Annotated in this window: 17 protein-coding genes, 1 tRNA gene and 1 pseudogene (1 of these 19 only partly in view); 6 read left to right on the top strand and 13 right to left on the bottom strand. The window is 40.7% G+C overall.

From position 1 onward, the window contains the following. Positions 1–56 precede the first annotated feature (56 nt). A complete protein-coding gene (locus FHG67_RS02510) occupies positions 57–722 on the bottom strand; it encodes a protein-L-isoaspartate O-methyltransferase family protein (protein WP_002617664.1) in 666 nt (221 codons plus the stop codon). 94 nt (positions 723–816) lie between these two features. Here FHG67_RS02510 and FHG67_RS02505 point away from each other — a divergent pair. Continuing rightward, positions 817–889: transfer RNA gene (locus tag FHG67_RS02505), tRNA-Phe, on the top strand. A gap of 16 nt (positions 890–905) precedes the next feature. Here the strand turns inward: FHG67_RS02505 and FHG67_RS02500 are convergent. Continuing rightward, complete coding sequence (locus tag FHG67_RS02500; protein WP_002722966.1) at positions 906–1,148, bottom strand: hypothetical protein; 243 nt, start codon at positions 1,146–1,148, stop codon at positions 906–908. Between the two features lie 96 nt (positions 1,149–1,244). On the opposite strand from FHG67_RS02500, the gene FHG67_RS02495 reads away from it, so the two are divergent. Beyond that, complete coding sequence (locus tag FHG67_RS02495; protein ID WP_002617669.1) at positions 1,245–1,670, top strand: AAA family ATPase; 426 nt, start codon at positions 1,245–1,247, stop codon at positions 1,668–1,670. Between the two features lie 185 nt (positions 1,671–1,855). Next, a complete protein-coding gene (locus FHG67_RS02490) occupies positions 1,856–3,016 on the top strand; it encodes a DUF1577 domain-containing protein (RefSeq protein ID WP_004496469.1) in 1,161 nt (386 codons plus the stop codon). 806 nt (positions 3,017–3,822) lie between these two features. On the opposite strand, the gene tpx is transcribed toward FHG67_RS02490, so the two are convergent. From tpx to FHG67_RS02470, 3 genes are all read right to left on the bottom strand, one after another. Further along, a complete protein-coding gene (tpx, locus tag FHG67_RS02480) occupies positions 3,823–4,338 on the bottom strand; it encodes a thiol peroxidase (RefSeq protein ID WP_142499636.1) in 516 nt (171 codons plus the stop codon). A 386-nt stretch (positions 4,339–4,724) separates the two neighbouring features. Next, entirely contained in the window at positions 4,725–6,419 is a 1,695-nt protein-coding gene (locus FHG67_RS02475) for a GAF domain-containing hybrid sensor histidine kinase/response regulator (protein WP_004496513.1), read from the bottom strand. Positions 6,420–6,485: 66 nt separating this feature from the next. Then, a complete protein-coding gene (locus FHG67_RS02470) occupies positions 6,486–6,959 on the bottom strand; it encodes an LIC13081 family protein (RefSeq protein WP_004496603.1) in 474 nt (157 codons plus the stop codon). 72 nt (positions 6,960–7,031) lie between these two features. On the opposite strand from FHG67_RS02470, the gene FHG67_RS02465 reads away from it, so the two are divergent. Further along, positions 7,032–7,916, top strand: a complete 885-nt coding sequence (locus FHG67_RS02465) for a pirin family protein (protein WP_002619755.1) — start codon at positions 7,032–7,034, stop codon at positions 7,914–7,916. 191 nt (positions 7,917–8,107) lie between these two features. Here the strand turns inward: FHG67_RS02465 and FHG67_RS02460 are convergent. The 3 genes and pseudogenes from FHG67_RS02460 to FHG67_RS02445 all read right to left on the bottom strand — a co-directional run bounded on the left by FHG67_RS02460 (position 8,108) and on the right by FHG67_RS02445 (position 12,250). Then, positions 8,108–8,904: pseudogene (locus FHG67_RS02460) on the bottom strand (IS5 family transposase). A 761-nt stretch (positions 8,905–9,665) separates the two neighbouring features. Next, positions 9,666–11,006, bottom strand: a complete 1,341-nt coding sequence (locus tag FHG67_RS02450) for a PQQ-binding-like beta-propeller repeat protein (protein ID WP_036075817.1) — start codon at positions 11,004–11,006, stop codon at positions 9,666–9,668. A 509-nt stretch (positions 11,007–11,515) separates the two neighbouring features. Next, positions 11,516–12,250, bottom strand: a complete 735-nt coding sequence (locus FHG67_RS02445) for a motility protein A (RefSeq protein WP_002626689.1) — start codon at positions 12,248–12,250, stop codon at positions 11,516–11,518. A gap of 368 nt (positions 12,251–12,618) precedes the next feature. Here FHG67_RS02445 and FHG67_RS02440 point away from each other — a divergent pair, with 368 nt between their 5' ends. Beyond that, entirely contained in the window at positions 12,619–13,578 is a 960-nt protein-coding gene (locus FHG67_RS02440; protein ID WP_004496490.1) for an MBL fold metallo-hydrolase, read from the top strand. Positions 13,579–13,662: 84 nt separating this feature from the next. Next, positions 13,663–14,679 (top strand): cytochrome-c peroxidase, encoded by a 1,017-nt coding sequence (locus FHG67_RS02435; protein ID WP_142499635.1) that lies wholly within the window; start codon positions 13,663–13,665, stop codon positions 14,677–14,679. Between the two features lie 92 nt (positions 14,680–14,771). Here the strand turns inward: FHG67_RS02435 and FHG67_RS02430 are convergent, their stop codons facing one another. The 5 genes from FHG67_RS02430 to FHG67_RS02410 form a co-directional block, all read right to left on the bottom strand. After that, the gene (locus FHG67_RS02430; protein ID WP_004500521.1) at positions 14,772–15,131 is read right to left on the bottom strand and encodes a nucleotidyltransferase domain-containing protein; all 360 of its coding nucleotides are present in this window, start codon (positions 15,129–15,131) and stop codon (positions 14,772–14,774) included. A gap of 23 nt (positions 15,132–15,154) precedes the next feature. Beyond that, positions 15,155–15,820: a hypothetical protein gene (locus FHG67_RS02425; protein WP_172616490.1), complete on the bottom strand. Its 666-nt coding sequence runs from the start codon at positions 15,818–15,820 to the stop codon at positions 15,155–15,157. Further along, positions 15,795–15,905, bottom strand: coding sequence for a HEPN domain-containing protein (locus FHG67_RS02420; RefSeq protein ID WP_016759420.1), 111 nt, complete (start codon positions 15,903–15,905; stop codon positions 15,795–15,797). The genes FHG67_RS02425 and FHG67_RS02420 overlap by 26 nt, the downstream gene beginning before the upstream one ends. A 4-nt stretch (positions 15,906–15,909) precedes the next feature. Then, entirely contained in the window at positions 15,910–17,190 is a 1,281-nt protein-coding gene (locus FHG67_RS02415) for a citrate/2-methylcitrate synthase (protein WP_004500526.1), read from the bottom strand. Positions 17,191–17,778: 588 nt separating this feature from the next. Then, on the bottom strand, positions 17,779–19,582 hold the 3' portion of the coding sequence (locus FHG67_RS02410) for an ABC transporter permease (RefSeq protein ID WP_004500919.1). Its footprint extends 734 nt past the window's final position; the window shows 1,804 of its 2,538 coding nt (coding positions 735–2,538); its start codon lies beyond the right edge, outside the window; it ends in the stop codon at positions 17,779–17,781.

Below are 19,582 nucleotides of genomic sequence, written 5' to 3'. Positions count from 1 at the left end.
GGTTGTCAACCGAAAATTACTTGAAATCATTTGAAGGTAGGATTTCGAAAAAGAGTTTAAAGTAAGGGAACGAACTTCACTTCGCACTTAGATTCAAAAGACCAATCGTTCCAACTTCTTTTTGCGGTTATTAAAAATTGTTTTTTCTTTCCCATCGGAAAAATAAAAATTCCTCCCGGAACCAGGGAGTGAAAGTAAGAACTTTCCACGCCGGGAAGATCGGGAAGAGCGGCGCAGGAAATCATCTTATCAAATTGAAATTCAGGTTTGAGAATTTGAGTCGCATTTCCGCTAACAAAATGATTTGTTCGAGTGCAACCCGGGCTCCAAAGTTCCAAATTTTGAAGCGCGATTTTATGAAGAGATTCGAAGAACTCAACGGAGAATAACTTCGCTCCAAGAAAAATTAAAACGGCGCTTTGATAACCCGAGCCGGTGCCAATTTCGAAAATTCGATCGCCTTTTCGAATTTCAAGAAGCAAAGACATCCATGCAACCATGAACGGTTGTGAAATCGTCTGATGATATCCGATCGGCAGAGGTTTGTCGTCATACGCCTGCGAAACATAAGAATCAGGTACAAAACATTCTCTCGGAATCGAACGCATCGCCGAGAGAACTTCTTTATTGCGAATTCCTCGAGAAACGATTTGGAAATCGACCATATTCTTTCTCTCTTTTTCACGAAGAATCGGATTACAAATCTTAGATGAAAAAAACATTGATCTCTCCCTAACAATGATTCGGGGAGAATGAGCCGCTTCCGATCTTTTTCGTTGACAGTGAAGGCTGTTTTTCTATGCTGTTCATGGGTTCGGCCTTGTAGCTCAGTCGGTAGAGCAGAGGACTGAAAATCCTTGTGTCGGGAGTTCGATTCTCTCCGAGGCCAGAACTCAATAATTTTTTCACCGGGCCGTTTTTCTTTCTTCCCCTAACTTCCAAAGTTCCGCAAAAACGATTTCGTCAATCACCTTACAAAGTTCCGGCTTGTACAATTTTTTAACCGGAGGTTTCGGATAGATATGAATTTCGTCGGTGTCGGGAATGTAAGTCATCATCTTTTGAATCTGATCTTCGCCTTCCACTTCGTACATTGTATAAGACATTCCTTTGGAGGGAATAACTTGTTCCGTTTCTAAGTATTTCATTCTATTGTGTTCACGCTCTTTCAAATACGAAAGAATTTCCCGCTGGATGTTTCTTATAGGCTAATCAAATTCAACGTATTTGTAAAGTAAAAGAACGTGGAAAAGTCACTCATCTTACTCAGAGGCCTACCGGGAGCCGGTAAAAGTACGCTCGCCAAACTCTTGTCCGAAAACGGGAGATATCCCATTTTCAGCGTGGACGACTACTTTACGGATCCAAAAACGAAAGAATACAATTTCGATCATAAGAAGAACCATCTCGCATATAAATACTGTGAGGAACAAGCTCGTAAAGAAGCGGAGAACGGGGCCTCGAAAATTTTCTTGGATAACACGTTTACTCTTTCTTGGGAAATAAAGCCCTATTTTCAAATCGCGTCCCAATTCGGATATGCGGTTTTCGTAGTCACCGTGGAAAACTATCATAACGGAAAAAATACTCACTTCATCGACGATGAATCCTTGAAAAAGATGGCCTCAAAATATAAAGTTCGCCTCCTACCCGAAAATCTTTTAGAATGAAAGTTTTATGGTTCTATGTCTCTTATATGTGCCATTCCCGTAATCCTGTCATTGTTTGGCGATTTTGTTTCTGTAAAACTATCGATTCTATAATTTGAGAATTTATATAAAAAATTTTATATTTACCGAATTACAATTCGTTCTATACAGGGCGTTTATACTTTGTCTTGAGTAAGGATTTGATGATGAGTTCAATGAATGGTGTAAAACTGAAAAATCGAGATTTAGATGTCATAAATTCCCCGGAACAAAGGAAACATATTATTGAAAAACATTTATTAAAACAGAGTTTGAATATAAAAGGAGGCTTCGATGGGGAAACGGTTACCATTCAGAAATACGTAGACGACGGGGAAAAAATCGTAGTGGAATTATCGAGCGAAAAGAACTTTCCGGAAAACGAGGAAATTGTTTTGTATCGAATTCTCGCCAAGTACGTTCAATTGGAATGTAGCTTTTTGAAAAAACTCAGTCCGAAACTTGTAGAGCTCAATGTAAACAAAATCTCGATCGCCAAATCCAACCGGGCATTTCCGCGTTATCTTGTCACCCAAGATACGGTGCACGTCACGAACATCAATTCTTCCAAAACAGTTATCGACGCGTCCTTGTTTAACATTCCCACTTTGGTCAAGGTCAGCTTCGAAGATTACAAAGCGAAATTAAAACCGGATAACCTCGGCTTGATCGAAATAGACGTTTTCAAGTCGGATCAGGACGATAAGTTCGAATTGGTCAAACGAAGTAAAAAATACATTCACATCGAAAACACCTCTTTGGAAGACTCCTATACGTCCAAGGATGAAAACCAAATCAGCGTGGAAGATAATATTCACGAGGAAATCGCGTCTCTGATGAGGAAATATAAGGATGAAAAAATTATTTCCGAAATCATATATCCGATCATTTATATCAATCATTCCAGACAATCCATTCCTCTCGGTTATATTTGGGTCAGAAACAAGGAAAAGACTCTCGGTAAAGACACGATCCAAAAATTAGCGGAGCTTTCCAAAGAGATGGTCGCGCGAATTAAAGAGTCTAACACAGTTTTAACCACGGAAAAATTTCAGGTTATCGACATTTCCAATAACGGCATCTGTATTAAAATCACGGATCCTCATTTGATCCAAACTCTTCCCAAACACACAGGATTCGTTTTCGACATTTATATTCGTATGCAGGGATATTTTAAAGTGTTCGGAGCGATTCGTTGGGTTTCTTACGACGAAGTCAGTAACCTGATTTTGGGTCTGGAACTGGTAGGTAAATCCTCTTTTCCAGGAGAAAGAGAAAAGTTTTATAAAAATATTGAACTTTTAGGCCAAGGGCAAGTTTCGGTTTAAAGGCCCAAGCGATTTGATTCTTTCTATTGGAGTATAGTATGATTTTTGAAAATGGCACTCTGATCTTAACTTTCAGCGCTTCTAACTTTGTTGAGACATTTTTTCTTCGATGATTGTTCTTAACTCCTAAACGCCAAAGGTATTTGCTGAGTTATCAACGCAAATCCATATACATCTTTACGGCTTGATATTCGATTTCGAACAAGCCGTAAGGTTTGGATTTTCTACAGTGCCACCTCATAACCTTACCCACAAATACTTGGATCCGAAGATAAATCTGTCGGAATTACGACAAACCTTCTGTGAAACTTAGTTCCCACCCTTATTTTTGGGTGGGGGTGGAGGCGGAAAGACTCGGGAAATTTTTCTCTATCAAAAAATCATACTTCTTGCAAGTAAAAAGTATCATTCTTGTCGGAACACTTGAAAAATATCAGTTTTTTATCCTTATTATACCAAAAGCCCTCTTAATTTGTGGGTAAGGTGATGGTGCCACCTGGGCCGCCTCATAACCTTATCCACAAGTACTTGGATCCGAAGATAAATCTGTCGGAATTCCGACAAATCCTCTGTGAAACTACGCCCCACAGAGCGACCTATCTCGCGACCCTTCGGGAGCGAGATTTGAGTTTAGGAAGCGTTGTGCCTGAGTTTCTCCCGACTTTGGGTGGTGGGGCTCGGGAGACTTTTCTCTATCAGAAAATCATACTTTTCGCAAGTAAAAAGCCTCATTCTTGTCGGAACACTTGAAAAATATCAGTTTTTGATTCTTATTATCCCAAAAGCCTTCTTAATTTGTGGGTTGGTTACAGTGCCGCCTGGGCCGCCGTAAGCGCCGCTTCGTAATTCGGCTCCGATCCAATTTCGGAAACGAGTTCTACGTAACGAACCGTATCCGATTTATCCACGACAAAGACCGCTCTTGCGGAGAGTCCTTTGAGCGGACCGTCCGCGATATGAGTTCCGTACGCTTTTGAAAACGAGAAATCTCTAAATTGAGATCCTGTTACGAGATTCGGAGAATTGATTCCTTCCGTGGAACAAAAACGTTTCATCGCAAAGGGTAAGTCGCCCGAGATAATCAAAGTTGTAATGCCAGAAAGCCCCGCCGCTTTTTCGTTGAATACTCTGGTTTCCAGAGCGCAAACAGAAGTGTCCAAACTCGGAACAGCTACGAGAATTTTTACTTTACCCGAATAATCTTTAAGACCGAATTCGGCGAGATCCTGTTTGATCGCTTTGAAGTCGGGAGCCTTATCTCCTGGAGCGGGAATTTTTCCTTCTAACGATACCTGATTACCTTTGAGTGTAACTTGTGCCATTTAAATTTTCCTAAGTAATATTATATTTAAAGAATATATGAAGAATCGTTTTACGACTCTGAATTTAATCCGATTTTTTGCAAAATGATTTTTCGGTGCAAGAAAAAACCTTATATCGATTTTACGAAACGATCAAATTCGGCGCTTAAAAAATTTTGACCGAAATCCGAAATCGTATATAGAATCGGCTATGTTGAACCAGGAGTCGGCCTGAAAATTCGCTACCGATCCCTATGAAATAGAATACCGTCAATTTGAACACAAATCCGGCGTTAGACGCAGAATTTTGCACACTCTATTATATAGAGCTGAGTAATGAAATAAAAAAATCGAAAGTTGTCGACCCGATTTATCGAACTGTAAGTTGAGTCGAAGTGGAATTGTTTCTATGTTTTTGAGTTTTTTCTGGCAATAAAATGATTCAATAGATCGGCGATTTCCTCTTTACGAAACGGCTTGCTGATGTATTCATTGATGCCGGACGCCAAGCAGTCTTCCTTGTCCTCTTGACTCGCATTAGCCGTCATAGCAATGATATAAGGACGAATGGACTGATTGGTATGTTGTGTGAGAATTTTTGCAGTTTCGATTCCGCTTAATTCCGGCATTTGAATATCCAGAAAAAAAACGTCGGTTCCTTTTGTTTCTATGTGATGGAGCGCTTCGATTCCGTTGGAAACGATCACAGGTTTGTACCCCAGCTTTTCTAAAACTTTTTTGATCAACATTTGATTGGTTTCATTGTCCTCGGCTACAAGGATTCTTAGGTCTTGAATGGAAGTTCCGTTCGTATCGGGGTTCAGTTTTTTAGGTTCGAAGTTTACTTCCGATCTTTCAGCGAGAGGAATCCTGCCCGAAATTTCAAAAACACTCCCTCGATTTATGACGCTTTGTGTGGTCAGTTTAAAATTCATCATTTCTGCAAGACCTTTGCTGATCGCAAGACCGAGTCCGGTTCCTCCGTATTTTCTCGAAACGGAAGTATCCATCTGCGTATAGGCTTGGAATAACTCTTTGAGTTTTTGTTCCGGTATCCCGATTCCGGTGTCCTTTACCCGAATCCGTATATCGCATTGTTTCGAATCGGATTTGATGTCGAATTCAAATTCGATCGATACGCTTCCTTTTTCCGTGAACTTGAATGCGTTTGAGACGAGGTTGACTAGAATCTGTTTCAGCCGGTTCGGATCCGTCGAAATGATCAAAGAGGAAGGTTGATCTCCAACCATTTTGAATTCCAAATTTTTACGTTTTGCGTATGTCTCAAAAAGATAGAACACGTCCCTTAATAGATCCATAAGATCAAAGGCTATTATTTCGATTTTCATATGAGACGATTCTAATTTAGAAAAATCTAAAATATCATTTAGAAGGTTGAGCAAAAGATTGCCGTTTCTTCGGATTATGTCTACGTATTCTTTTTGTTCCGGTTGAAGTTTCGTTTCCGATAAAAGACCCGTGACTCCTAAAATTCCGTGAACCGGAGTGCGGATTTCATGGCTCATATTCGCAAAAAACTGACTTTTAGATTTTTGGAGTTCTTCCTTTTTTTCGTGAACGAGAACTAGCTCCCGATTCTTTTTAATCAACTCGAAGTTTGCGATGACTTGATCGGATAACACTTTTAGAATCATTTTCTGTCTGGAATTTAGACTTTTCGGTTCAGTGTCGAATACGCAAAGAGTTCCGACGTTAAATCCTTCGGGTGTTTTTAGGGGTGTGCCCGCATAAAAACGAATATAAGGCGGGCCTAAAACGAAAGGGTTGTTTTGAAATCTTTCGTCCTTTAAGGCGTTTTCGATTTCGAAAATTTCATCTTGAATAATTGTGTATTGGCAGAACGAAATGTCTCGCGGAATTTCGGAAATATTCATACCGATTTTCGACTTGAACCAAAGTCGATTCGTATCGATCAAAGAAATGAGTACAAACGGAGAATCGCAGATATAGGCCGCTATTTGTGTAAGCGAATCGAATTTTTCCTCCGGAATCGTATTTATGATCCGATAAGAATGTAGGGCATCGAGTCTTTCCTTCTCGTTAAATGGAATCGGAGCTGAATGATTCTTAGATGTTTCCACGGATTCAAACCGGGAATATTCTTTCTAAAAAAATTAAATTAAGCAAGAGGAATTTGAATCAAAAAATTAAATTCGAATGATTTGAAAGTGCTTTGGAGAATCGGAACCGTCTCGGTATAAACAATTCTGCAACTGTCTCATTTCTTTGCAGATTCTTTGTCTAATTCTCGAAGCAAACGCCCATTCCCCGAAGTGATAAGGGTATTTAAGTTTAGAATGATTTGTAAAAGTTATTTTAGTTCCTCGACTCGAAGTTTGAAATGTATAAATGTCTCTTTGATCTATAAACGAACTATGAATTTCCATAATCATTCGAGAATTTGGAGTCCATTCCTTTGCGAAATAATTTGCTTTGAGTTTGAAAGGCCCGAAAGAATAGAGTAGCTCATAAATGGGAAAATGATTTCCATTCCTGGAAGAAATCGGCGAGACGTTGGAAATTCTATCCCCCCAATAAACTAAATTTCTAAAATCCGCCACAAACCGAAAAGCATCGTCTAAAGAATATGAAACTAAAAAAGTTACAGTAGTCGTGATCATGATTCCAACCGTTATATTTATCTCAATAAAGTATTTGCATCGCGACCAGAAAGCGAGAGGAGCGCTTGATTTATGAATCTGAGAAAAGTGAAAACTATCAGACCGTCTCTGAGAACCATCGAAGGGGGAGGTTTTCCGGTACGGAGACCTTTTCCCGTTCGAGATTTAATTCAGCTAGATCCTTTTCTGTTATTAGACGAAATGGGACCTGTGGAATATAAACCCGGAAAAGCGATCGGTGCTCCAGAACATCCGCACAGAGGATTTGAAACGGTCACTTATTTATTGACCGGAGAGATGGAACACAGGGACTCATGGGGGAACTACGGAAAATTAAAACCCGGAGATGTCCAGTGGATGACGGCAGGTTCCGGCCTGGTTCATTCCGAATTACCCTCAAACGATTTTCAGAAAAAAGGCGGTTGGATGCACGGTTTTCAATTGTGGGTCAATTTACCTTCTTCTCAAAAAATGAGTCGTCCTAAATATCAAGACACTCCTTCCGAAAGAATTCCCGAAATTGAAACGTCCGATGGAAAAACAAAAATTAGAGTTATCGCGGGGGAAGTGTTCGGAACAAAAGCCGTAATCGAAACTAAAATTCCAATTTTATATTATCATTTTTGCCTAATTCCGGGCGCGGATATCACTGTTCCTGTTCCTGAGTCGTATAACGTATTCGCTTTCCCTTTTTCCGGAGACGGCATTTTGCATACTGAAGAAGGGAACATATCCTTAAAAGAAGGGGAAATGGTTTGGTTTGAAAGAGGCAAAGGTGAGGTTCGATTTTCTCTACACGAGAATTCCCCGAACGATTGGCAATTTCTTTTGATCGGAGGAGAACCGGTGGATGAACCGGTTGCAAGATACGGCCCTTTCGTGATGAACACTCAGGAAGAAATCTCTCAAGCTTTTTACGATTTTCATTCTGGGAAGATGGGCGCAATTAATTCGTAAAACATTTTATTCTAATGTAAAACTTTATGTTTCTCAAAAAACATAAAGTTTAGAAATTTTAGACGAGCGTTCCCTTTTCAAATTTCGCTCGGTTTGAAATGGTCTCTACCTTATTTTGGGGGCTTTGTCTTATGTTCTTCTTTTGTTTCAATTCGATTTAAATATAAATTTGCTAAGAACCGGTCTCAAAACTACCTATTAAAAAAGTTAAAAACAACGATTGAGCTTGCAAGATAAAGAGAAGCCAGATAGTTTTCTGCTTTTCTTTCCCAGCGAATCAAAATAGCTCTGAATCGATTATGCCAACTATTTGTTCTTTCAACGACCCAACGTTTAGGTTTTCCTTTGTATTTACCAATGAGAGGTTTTTCACCTTTTTTCCGAATATGAGGTCGAATGTTTCTTCTTTTGATCAATGCTTCTATATCTTTGAAGTCATAACCTTTATCTAAACAAAGGTGTTTTGGTTTTTTTCTTTTTCTTCCGGAAAAAACCAAGATGGAATTCAATGTATCTTTTACATTGCGTTTATCATGAACGTTCGCTCCGCTCAACGTAATTGCCAATGGAATTCCGTTTCCATCCGTAAGAATATGCCGTTTAACTCCCAATTTGGCACGGTCTGTAGGATTTTTCCCGGTTAAACTCCCCCTTTGGGAGCCTTGACCATTGCGGAATCCATCGAAGCCCAATCCCAAGCTATCTTATTCTTCACATCATAATATTTTAAAATAGATTTATAAATCTTTTTGAATACTCCCGCTCGTTCCCATTCTTGAAATCTTCTGTGACAAGTTTGACCCGATCCAAAGTCATTCGGAATTGCACGCCACTGACAGCCTGTTTTCATTCGATAGATGATACCTGCCATTACGACTCTTGTTGGAACGCGATTGCGACCACCTTTCGGCTTTGACTTCTCTTTTGGGTTCAAAGGGGCTATTTGTTTCCAAAGTCCCTCGGGAATCTCTGAATAATATTTGTCCATTTCACAATTATAGTACTACACTCTCAAAGTACAAGGAGTTTTGAGACCGGTTCTTAGTTTCACGGAGGATTTTGTCGTAATTCCGACAAATTGATCTTGAGATCCCATTACTTGTGGGTAACGTTATGATAGAGAGACATTCGCTGAGTTTCCTGGGTCGTTCGATGGATTGATCGCTCTCTGAACTCAGTGTCTCACTCCTTAAGGGTCGTTCGACAGGTCGCGAACCATTTTATCTATGAAACTCGCGAGCTGCGACAACGATCCGCAGCGACCCTTCGGGAGCGAGATTTGAGTTTAGGAAAGCTCTGCGCCTGAGTTCAAGGGAGTCGTTGCACTTTAGTTTCTTATTCGCCCAAACTTTCTTACGACCCTGCTCACGTTAATTTAAAGCGGTCTTACTCAAAAAGATTTTTGTCGATAAAATCAATAACTCTCAGAATTGATCAACCTAAAATGTTTACGATACTTCCTAAATCCGGCGATGCAAACTCGCGTCGAGTAAAAACGAAAGTAGAGATTATCTCAAAAACACTTTATCTTTGCCTAAAATTCCGACTCCGGTCATCTTTGAGATAATTTTTAGATAAATTTCTTTTTTAATTTGAACTAATCAATGTGGGGATTGAACAACGAAAAAGATCGATCGTTAACAAACCCGCACATAAACTACCCATGAAAACATGCCCGTAAGGGCTCTTAACGTTAAAAATGTTTTCGACGAAAATCGAAAGATTTTATTCGCGAGGTTTGAGTTTATCTTATGGAAAATTCTTTCGCAAAGCTTCCTTCGAAAGGTTTCCATCCCAATCCATTTGAATTAGAAGAGCGTCTATGTACTGAGCCGGTTTTTTCTTCGTATAAGAAAGGATAACGTAACCTTTATCGTTTCTTAAAATCTTATTCGCCATATAAAGTCTTTGAGAATGTTTTCTTTCCCAGACCTTTTTTCCGTTAGAATCGAACTTAACGACAACCATAGGCCCCTCTCCATCGGAAAGTACGCCGAAAAAACCCTGATCCGGGGATTCTATAATCGGACCCATAAAATTATGGCCGCCTAATTTCTGTTTGGTCTCCCAAATCGTCTCGCCTTTCGGAGAAAACTTCAAGAGCCAAACCGCTTGACCACTCGGCCCGAAAATTCCTCCAGACAAAAGTAAATTCCCATCGGAGAGTTTGAGGATGGAAACGGCCATATCTTCCGCATTAGGACTTCCGAATCTTTTTTTCCAGAGTTGTTTTCCGTCGGAATCATATCGATGAATGACCAAGTCTCTTTGAAATTCCCTACCGGAGACGTTATCCGTGCTTACCGCAAAGATTAGGCCTTCCTCGTAAGCCACAGTAGCGCTCGGAGCAAATTCCAAATCCGGAATATATTTGGAACTTTTTACGGAACCGTCCTTTCCGAAAAGCGTATATAGGAAACCGGTTTTATTCCCGTTGACGACAACGGTAGTATCGCCTTGTTTTTCGGTAGTTTCCAATTTGTAAGAAACCGAAACGAGTCCTCTGAACTTTTCATTGGAAAGTTCCTGAAGATGAAATATATGAGGATCCTCGAATCCGCAAAAACCATCGCAAAATTCTTTCGCCTCGAGGATCTGATCGTTTATCAGACCTCCCCGGTCGTCATATTTCGAAAAAACAATCTTTCGATTATAAGTTCCACTTCCAATCGATCCGGCTGTGACAAAACCTCCGTCTTGAGTTGCGAGAAGATTCTCTCCCCGAATGCTATCATGGTTATGAACATTGACCGTATAACCTTCCATATCCACCGGTTTACTCGTAAAAAGGTATCTCCACCAAACCGGATTTCCGGAAGAATCGATCTTTGCGGACCAAGCGGCGCCGTATTTTTTTTGTTCGATTTTAGAGTTCGTATTTAGTTTCGAGCAATCGTTTGAAGAACCGACAACGACGTAACTCCCGTCCTTTAAGGAAACGACTCCCGATGGAAGTTCCTCCGGACATTCGTTCGGCTTTAATCCGTTGTATTGTTCCCCTCCGAAAAGGGTTTGCCAAAGAAAATTATTCTGCGCGAAAGCGGAAGTACCGCACATTAAAAAAGTTAAAAAAACAAATATTCGTCTCATCGTATGTTTCCCTGTGAAAGGGAAGTGTCCGAGAGATTTTAAAATTGTAAAGAATTTATTCAAGTCGGGATGGAACTTCGCATTAAATTTTATAGAATGAAACGAGCTTTCGAAAATAAATTCATATAAAAGAGATACTCGGAGAATGTCAGATTCGATCCGAGAAAAAACGTATATTTCGAATTTCACGTTCTATTACTCGAACGCATGAAAATGGTATCAAAAATTAACGGACGGTCTTTGCAAAGATATAGAAGCGCTCACAAAATTGCGCCGAATCCAGAATCGCTGTTTTTTTGAAGAAAATCTAACATTCTAAATTTTGAAACAAACTTATTACAGTCTTCTTTTCACGCGTCCGAGCAGTAATAACGTTTGTTTCCGTTTTTTTATTCCTCCCAATATTCCCATCTTAAAAATCGTCCCGAGTAAAATTACATTCCGAGACAACTAAGCGTGAGTTTTCGAGATAAATTTTCGGAGAAAAATATGAGTAAATTATAAAATTCTCAACCTATAAACGGAGTCATCCTTTCCATAAGAATTCTTCGATTGTCCCCACTTTGAAGAGCGATAACTCCCCGAATAATCGCTTGTCTACGATCCGATTGTTCCTTAGACCAAGACCTGATTCGATTGGCCAGAGGAAAAAAGAGAAGATTTGCGAATGCGATTCCGTAGAAAGTGGCAATGAACGCGGTGGCAATCCCTTCTCCGAGCGCCCGAGTGCCCGCGCCTAAATTCTCTAATACTCCCACAAGGCCCATAACGGTTCCGATGATTCCCACCGTAGGAGAAAACCCTCCCGCAGTTTCCAAGATCTTGGCAGAGTTCGCTTCTTTGTCTTCCATAGCGAGAGCGGACTCAAAAAGAATTTCCTCCACCGCGCGAGGGTCGGTTCCGTCCACAATCAGTTGGATTCCTCTCTGAAGAAACGGATCTTGGATAGATTTAAGATTATCTTCAAGGGAAAGTAGGCCGTTTTTACGAGCTTGTTCCGCAAAATCCAAAAAGAGTTCGCCAAGAGGGGGTTTACGTCTTGGAAAAACCGCGGTCTGAAGATTCAAGATGAGATCTTTGATTTGTTCGAGGGAAAAGCTCGCAAAGGTCGCGCCCGCCGTTCCCCCGATAATGAGAAGAAGAGCGGAGATTTTAAAGAAGGAAAGAAAATGCGCGCCTTCCAAAGAAATCGCAATCAAAACGGATAAAAAAGCGACGGAAAGACCAATGAAAGTGGGATTCATTTCCGCAAGAGTCCCTACGATCATCGGTTTTTACAAGAAAATTCTGTCTTATCAAAAAGAGCAACGAATCTCGCAACAATCCCGATATGAAGCCTTCGAACAAATACGTTCTCAAGCGTAAGCTAATTGTGAAATAGGAACTTCTTGACTTAACGGAATCGATAATATCAATAAAGAAATCCCGCGTACTATTCCAATATCTATTTATGGAAAAATGCGTATCTTGAGTTTCTTATCGCCGCGCGAGAATCCCTCAACGGATATCAATGATTAAACGATCATAACAAAAGACAATTCGTTATAAAATGGTCCACATACAAATGACAATCGGCACGTCTTCATTACAAATCCCCATCTAGGAGAATTCTATGCCAGCTTATGAGAAGGAAGTTTTTCCCGGTTTATATACGATCGACTGCGATTACATCTCGCCGGGAGTCGCGTGCGCTTATCTGGTAGTCGAGGGTGAAGAGGCGGCCTTTGTGGAAAACAACACGAATCACGCAGTCCCTATTTTGCTCGAAGAATTGCGTAAAATCGGACGCAAACCAGAAGACGTAAAATACATTATTATCACTCACGTTCATCTGGATCACGCGGGAGGCACGGGATTGTTGGCAAAATACTGCACCAATGCGACGATCCTAGCGCATCCAAAAGCGGCTCCGCACCTCATCAATCCCGAAAGATTGATTCAAAGTTCGATTCAAGTTTACGGAGAAGATAACTTTAAAAAGTTATACGGAGAAATTCTTCCCGTTCCCAAAGAAAGAGTAAAAAGTCCCGAAGACGAAGAAGAAATCAGATGGGGAAATAGGATATTCAAATTTTATTATACAAGAGGACATGCAAATCATCATTTTTGCATCCATGATTCCTTAAGCAACGGAATATTTACGGGTGATTCTTTCGGACTCGGATATAAGGATTTTGCCGTCGGAAAAAATCCGATTCTATATCCTTCCACGACCCCCACCGATTTCAATTCGGAAGAGGCGATGGATACGGTGGATAAAATTCTTTCCACAGGTGCGGATAAAGCCTATCTTACGCATTTCGGAGTTTGGAAGGATTTGGAATCCGGCGCACGCCAGATGAAACAGGGTTTGCACGCGATGCAGAATATCCTTTCCTCCGGAGAAAGGTCCGGACTGGAAGGAGACGCCTTGCTCGAATTTTGCACGGGGCGGGTAAGGGCTTATTTGGAAAGGGAGCTTTCAACTCAAGGAATCCTCTTGGGGAAAAAAGAGGAAATGCTTCTCGAATTCGATTCTAAAATCAACGCACAAGGTTTAGTCTTCCAAATCGAAAGGAAAAAACGAAGGTAAGATTTGAAAAAGAATTGCAACTCAGTATATTTTTAAATAAAATCTTATTTTAGAATTATTCTAAAATATAAGAGAGTAACCGATATGAAACAACTTACGGAGAAAATGTTCTGTTTAGCGTTTCTGGGAGCTGTGTTAGCATATTGCGGACCATCTGAAAAAACGAAAAAATTGATGGATGATTCCAATAAGACCTTTGGGACCATCCCCGATAAAATGCCGGGTGGAGAAGCAGATACGCCGGAATTGATTCAACTGGGTGAAAAATTATATTTCGAAAAAAGACTTTCCGCGAACAACACGCAATCTTGCAATTCCTGTCATAATATTATTGGGAAAGCCCCAGGAGTGGACAATCTTCCTACATCTCCGGGTGCGTTCGGAAAAAACGGAGTTAGAAATTCTCCGACTGTTCTAAATGCGGGTTTTCACTTGGCTCAATTTTGGGATGGCAGAGCAAAGGATCTGAAAGAACAAGCCAAAGGACCGATTTTAAATCCTGTGGAAATGGCCATGCCCTCCGCGGCGGAAGTGGAAAAGAAAATCGGTGAAATTTCCGAATACCAAGATCTTTTCGCAAAAGCTTATTCGGATTCCTCGATGAAAGAAAATTCTAAAATCTCTTCCGTTAATATGAAAAAAATTACCTACGATAATATTGTGGGCGCGATCGCGGCCTTTGAAAGAACCTTAAAAACCCAAGACCGTTTTGACGATTTCCAAAAAGGAGATTACAAAGCTCTTTCCGCGGAAGAGCAGGAAGGTCTGGAAAAGTTTTTGACTACGGGTTGCGTCACCTGTCATGTCGGTCCTCTTTTGGGCGGGAATTCCTTCCGTAAACTAGGACAGATAAATCCATATGAAAATACTAACGACAAAGGTCGCCAAGATTTGACAAAAAATCCTGCGGACGCTTTCGTCTTTAAGGTCCCTTCTCTTCGTAACGTGGCGATTACGGGCCCCTACTTCCACGATGGAAAAACGACAACTCTGGAAGAAGCGGTCAAAAAAATGGCTTATCTTCAATTGGGTAAGGAACTCTCCGAATCCGATACAAAGTCGATCGTAACTTTTCTGAAGACGTTGACCAATAAGAACTAGTCTGATTCACTGGACTTACAGAATTGAAACCTATTCAACCGGCGGTTGCTTATGCGATTAGCCGGTATTTTTTTGTCCGAAGACCGACGGTTTTAGGATAAGTTCTGAATCAACGGAATCATATCCTCAAAGACGGATTTCCAGAACCCGGGATACTTGCTTTGATCCCTGGCTTTTTCCCACTCTTGGGGCGTATATACGAATAGATTGAGTTCGACGGGAAGAGCGAGAAGTTCGGGAAACAATTCCGGTCTGTTGAGAAAAGGGACTTTGGTATCCAGAATTAAAATTAAGTCCACATCGCTGTAAGCATTTTGGGTATTTCGTGCAATGCTTCCAAAAAGATAGGCTTCGATCGTTTTATCTTGGATCAAAAATCGAATTTTCTCCATCAACTCTTCCCGGCTCATGCCGCCAAGCGGATCCCGTTTTGGATAAACAATAACGCTCATTTTAGTTTCATCCCGATGCTCAATTACCGTTCTTGCTGAATATGACTTACAAGTTCTCGCCATAACTTTTTATATTGAATACCGTCATGCGGATCGCGTTTCATACTCAGAGAGTAATACCGAATCTTCGGACCGGACATTTCGAAGATGAAATAGGTATATCTTTTAACTGTAATACGAATTCCCTTGTTTTCTACTTTGTCCTTAAGGTGATCCCTCGTTAGAATCGTCCATTTTCCGAACTGAAATTCCTTATTATCCAAAGACAAAATATAGGAATAAAGTTTTGTAAAGTTGGAAGTAGTGATTCCATAAATGTTCTCATCAATCCAAAGATCTAAGCCGGGAGTTTTTCTTGCGTAAAAATATTCGTCCTTCCATTTTTTTGAATCGATAGAAGGTCGAGTCGAAACTTTTAGAATCGCCTTTTCTTCCTCTATACCGAGATACGTAACAACGTGTAGATCCGAACTCTTTCGAATCAAAGTCTGAAATTCGTCAGGACTGATTTCTTTCGGCTTATCACAATTGAAAAATATCATCGTGGAAAAAGTTAGAACGAGATAAAAATAGATTTTTTGAATTTTATTCGATTCATATAGAACAAGTTTCTTGTAATGTTTCTGAATCAAGCCCAAACCAGCCACGTTCTTATTTCTGTTTCTAATGGACAAAACAAGTTTGAGCAAAAAAGCCCGAACGAAGAGACGCGGCGGCCCATTCCAAATCTTTCTCAGCCTGAGCGAGCCAATCTTTCCATCTCGGGTTTTGCATCATACTACCTTTCCGAAAGAGGAACGTATTTCCTACCCATTTCTCCGGTATAAATCTGCTTTGGACGAGCCTTGCTGTAGTTTCCGGAAACTCTTTGCTCTCTCCAATGCGCCAACCAACCCGGAAGCTTTCCGATCACCTGCATCGCGGTGAATAATTCTTTCGGAATTCCAAGAGAATGGAAAATTACAGCGCTGTAGAATTCGAGATTCGGATATAATTTTTGATTAATGTAATATTCATCATTTTGCATATAATCTTCGATTTTGAGAGCCACTTCCGCGATCGGACTTACCGGATTCTTTTTGTAGAAATCGTGGAACAGCTTACTCGCAATGATGGCTCTCTTACTTTTCGCCTCGTAGGCCTTGTGTCCGAATCCGTTCGAAAATAATCTTTCCGAATCTCCTTTGAATTTTTCAAAGTATTCCGGAACCGACTTTCTGGATTTAAGAATATCTTCAATCAAACCTACGGCCGCGACCTGACGACCGCCTTCCCTCGAACCCCAAAGAGCGTTGATCGCAGAAGAAATGGAAGCAAATAAGTTAGCTTGCGTGGAACCGATTACCTGCACCGTCGTATTGGAAACGTTTTGTTCGTGATCCGCATAGAGAATCCAAAGTTGGTTCAAAATCCGATCGATGTCCTCCGTAGGAACATAATCCTTGGACGGAATCGAAAACAACATATAAAGAAAGTTCGTGCAATAAGGATGTTTATCCAAAGGATACACGAAAGGTTGGCCGACGATCTTCTTGTAGGAAAAGGCCGCAATCGTTCTGATCTTAGCGAGAAGTCTCGCGGAATGATCGATCCCTTTGTCCAAAGATTCCTCGTACTCTTCCGGATAATAACTGGAAAGAGAAGTCACCATCACAGAAAGAACCGCAAGAGGATGTCCTTTGCCCGGAAACCCGTCGAAAAGATTAATCATATCTTCGTGAATCAAAGAATGTTTGGAAAGTTTTAAAGAAAAATCCTTAAGCTGTTGTTCGGTGGGAAGCTTGCCATAGATCAAAAGATAACTGGTTTCCACAAACGTAGAATGTTGAACGAGATCGGCGACGTCGTAACCGCGGTATTGTAATTCTCCCGAATCCGGATCTCTTCTGGAAATTCGACTCACCGCATACGCGGTGTTAAAAAAACCGGGATCATACGAAATGAGTCCGGTTTTTTGATGAAGCCCGCGCATATCGATCCCTTTTTTACCGTCGGTTCCGGAAATCAACGGAAACTGGTAGGATTTTTCCCCGACTTTGATTTCAATGAATTCACTCATACCGATAGGGAACTTTAGAGAATAATATGCGTCAATTCTTCTAATTTTGCCAAAACCAATTTTATTTCATTTCATCCGGATAAAACTTCCGCTTGAATTCTCCGATTGCCATTTCCGAAAAACGTTCTTTGCCATAACCAACCAACAAGTACTTGGATCCGAAGATAAATCTGTCGGAATTCCGACAAATCCTCTGTGAAACTTAGTTCCCACGACGCGCCCTAAACACCGACCCATAGGAAGGTGTTTACTGAGTTTAGGAAGCGTTGTGCCTGAGTTTCCCTTATTTTTGGGTGGGATGACGAGCTCTGCTGAAGAGCGAGGCGCTGAGTTTGGAGGCGGGGAAAACTCGGAAGGTTTTTCTCTATCAGAAAATCATACTTCTTGCAAGTAAAAAGTCTCATTCTTGTCGGAACACTTGCGTTTTATTGTATGTAAAGTTCTATCCACTAAAATCTAACCCCTAATCACTAACACGTCGGAACACTTGAAAAATACCAGTTTTTGATCCTTATTACCCCAAAAGTCTTCTTAATTTGTGGGTAACGTTATGGTTCTTTGCCTATCGCTAAGAAAAGTATAGTCATTTCAAACCGCCTTCATAAAAGTAATGGGAGGTTTTTTCCATTCCCCTCTTAGATTCATATAATAAACTGAAGTAGTTGCGAAAATCGTAAACATATAGGCAAGTATGTATTCAAAAAAAGGATACGAAGGTTGTATCTCTAAAATCTGCCAACTGATCAACGTATTCGCAATCCAAGCCAACAGCAAGGCCAATAAAAACGAAAACGTTCCCAGAAGAATCCCTTCCCACAAAAAAACCTTTTTCAAAAAACCGGAGGTTCCGCCGATGATTCGCAACAAAGTCGTCTCTTCGATTCTTTCTTTGCGACTCGAATTCAGGGCAGTTACAACAAGCAATAAGGAGGCCCCTAAAATCAACCAAGTCATCAACCGAATCGTAAAAGATATTTTTTCCAGAATTCCCAAAAAAGCTCGAATCGCTTTATCCGTATCGATGATTGTTAAATTCGGGTATTTAGAAATCAGGCTCTTTTGAAGGTTATATCTCTTTTCCTCGGATTCGATTCTCAAAGAACTCAAATAGTAACTCGGAGCCTTTTCCAAAATTCCTTTCGAGAACAGCACTACAAAATTCGGTCTCATATCCGCCCAATTCACAGTTCTGAAATTCCGGATCACACCCGTAACTTCCACTCCACCGACCAAAAAAGTCAAACTGTCTCCCAAGTTTACTTTCAGATGTTCAGAGAATTCCTTTTCGACCGAAATTTGATCCTCTTCTCCTTTTCTCCAAAAATCCCCGTCTATAATTTTTTCCGTGGGATACGGATCGTTTCGATACGATAGGAAATATTCCCTGGTTCTCGCGGTGGATCTCCAATCCCTTTTGAAAGCGGAAGTTTCAGTTTCATCTTTTTTAACGGCTTCTTCGTTGATCCTGGACAACCTCGCGCCAATCACAGGCGCGACGATTACTTTTTCAGCGCCGAATTCTTTTACGACTTCCTCGAAATGTTCTTTTTGTTCGGACCGAATATCCAACACGAAAAGATTCGGTCTTCTTTCCTTGTCCTTGGCTCCGCTGTATTCCAAAAGACTTTCGCTTACGATCAAAGACAAAAGAAGAATAAAAAGAGAACTCGTCAGACCGACGACAGAAAGCGAAAGAGAGGTTCCCGGCCTGTCGAATCTTCCGACAATAAACACCACGAACGGAGAAAAATTCCTCTGGTTCCTAAATTTCGAAACCAATATTCTAATTCCGGAATATACTAAAAATACGATTAACGGCAGAACGAATAAGACAGAACAAAGAATCAAACCTTTTAAGGGACTTTCGGTTTCCCACCATGCCAACACAAAAAACGAAAAGAACAGAATCGGATAACCTATGATCTGAACGACTCTAAATCGAGGAATTCGATTGGCTTCTTCCTGGAATTCCTGTTTGAGAGCGAGAATCGGTTTTAGAGTTCGAATTTCGACCAACGATTCGACGGAAGAGAAAAACGGGATTAAGATTCCGATAAAAAGTCCCCAAAGTAAGGAGGAAAATCCTATAGTCGGACGAAAACTCAGAATCTCTTCTCCCGCAAAGTCGGGAATCCATCCCAACAATACGTTTCCAAACAGGATTCCCAAAACCGAACCGATTAACGAAAAGAAAAATAATTCCCCTAAGACGATCCAACTTACGGTTCCCGGACTCGCCCCCAAACATTTTAGAACCGCAAGCGCTCCCGACTTTTCACGAATTCCCGCGCGACTAACGAGTAAAATAGAGATTCCTCCCAGAAAGAACGCAGATAAACCGAGAAGACTGAAAAAATCCAACGTATTCGTTAAAAATTTTCTGGAACCCGAA

The sequence above is a fragment of the Leptospira weilii genome, assembly GCF_006874765.1.
Taxonomy (GTDB): domain Bacteria; phylum Spirochaetota; class Leptospiria; order Leptospirales; family Leptospiraceae; genus Leptospira; species Leptospira weilii.
This window is presented reverse-complemented; position numbering and strand designations above follow the sequence as displayed.

Bases quoted from the DNA above. Each gene is read 5' to 3' on its own strand.
- FHG67_RS02510 (WP_002617664.1), bottom strand. From the start codon at position 722: ATGTTTTTTTCATCTAAGATTTGTAATCCGATTCTTCGTGAAAAAGAG.
- FHG67_RS02500 (WP_002722966.1), bottom strand. From the start codon at position 1,148: ATGAAATACTTAGAAACGGAACAAGTTATTCCCTCCAAAGGAATGTCT.
- FHG67_RS02490 (WP_004496469.1), top strand. From the start codon at position 1,856: ATGAGTTCAATGAATGGTGTAAAACTGAAAAATCGAGATTTAGATGTC.
- tpx (WP_142499636.1), bottom strand. From the start codon at position 4,338: ATGGCACAAGTTACACTCAAAGGTAATCAGGTATCGTTAGAAGGAAAA.
- FHG67_RS02470 (WP_004496603.1), bottom strand. From the start codon at position 6,959: ATGATCACGACTACTGTAACTTTTTTAGTTTCATATTCTTTAGACGAT.
- FHG67_RS02465 (WP_002619755.1), top strand. From the start codon at position 7,032: ATGAATCTGAGAAAAGTGAAAACTATCAGACCGTCTCTGAGAACCATC.
- FHG67_RS02450 (WP_036075817.1), bottom strand. From the start codon at position 11,006: ATGAGACGAATATTTGTTTTTTTAACTTTTTTAATGTGCGGTACTTCC.
- FHG67_RS02445 (WP_002626689.1), bottom strand. From the start codon at position 12,250: ATGAATCCCACTTTCATTGGTCTTTCCGTCGCTTTTTTATCCGTTTTG.
- FHG67_RS02440 (WP_004496490.1), top strand. From the start codon at position 12,619: ATGCCAGCTTATGAGAAGGAAGTTTTTCCCGGTTTATATACGATCGAC.
- FHG67_RS02435 (WP_142499635.1), top strand. From the start codon at position 13,663: ATGAAACAACTTACGGAGAAAATGTTCTGTTTAGCGTTTCTGGGAGCT.
- FHG67_RS02430 (WP_004500521.1), bottom strand. From the start codon at position 15,131: ATGAGCGTTATTGTTTATCCAAAACGGGATCCGCTTGGCGGCATGAGC.
- FHG67_RS02420 (WP_016759420.1), bottom strand. From the start codon at position 15,905: ATGCAAAACCCGAGATGGAAAGATTGGCTCGCTCAGGCTGAGAAAGAT.
- FHG67_RS02415 (WP_004500526.1), bottom strand. From the start codon at position 17,190: ATGAGTGAATTCATTGAAATCAAAGTCGGGGAAAAATCCTACCAGTTT.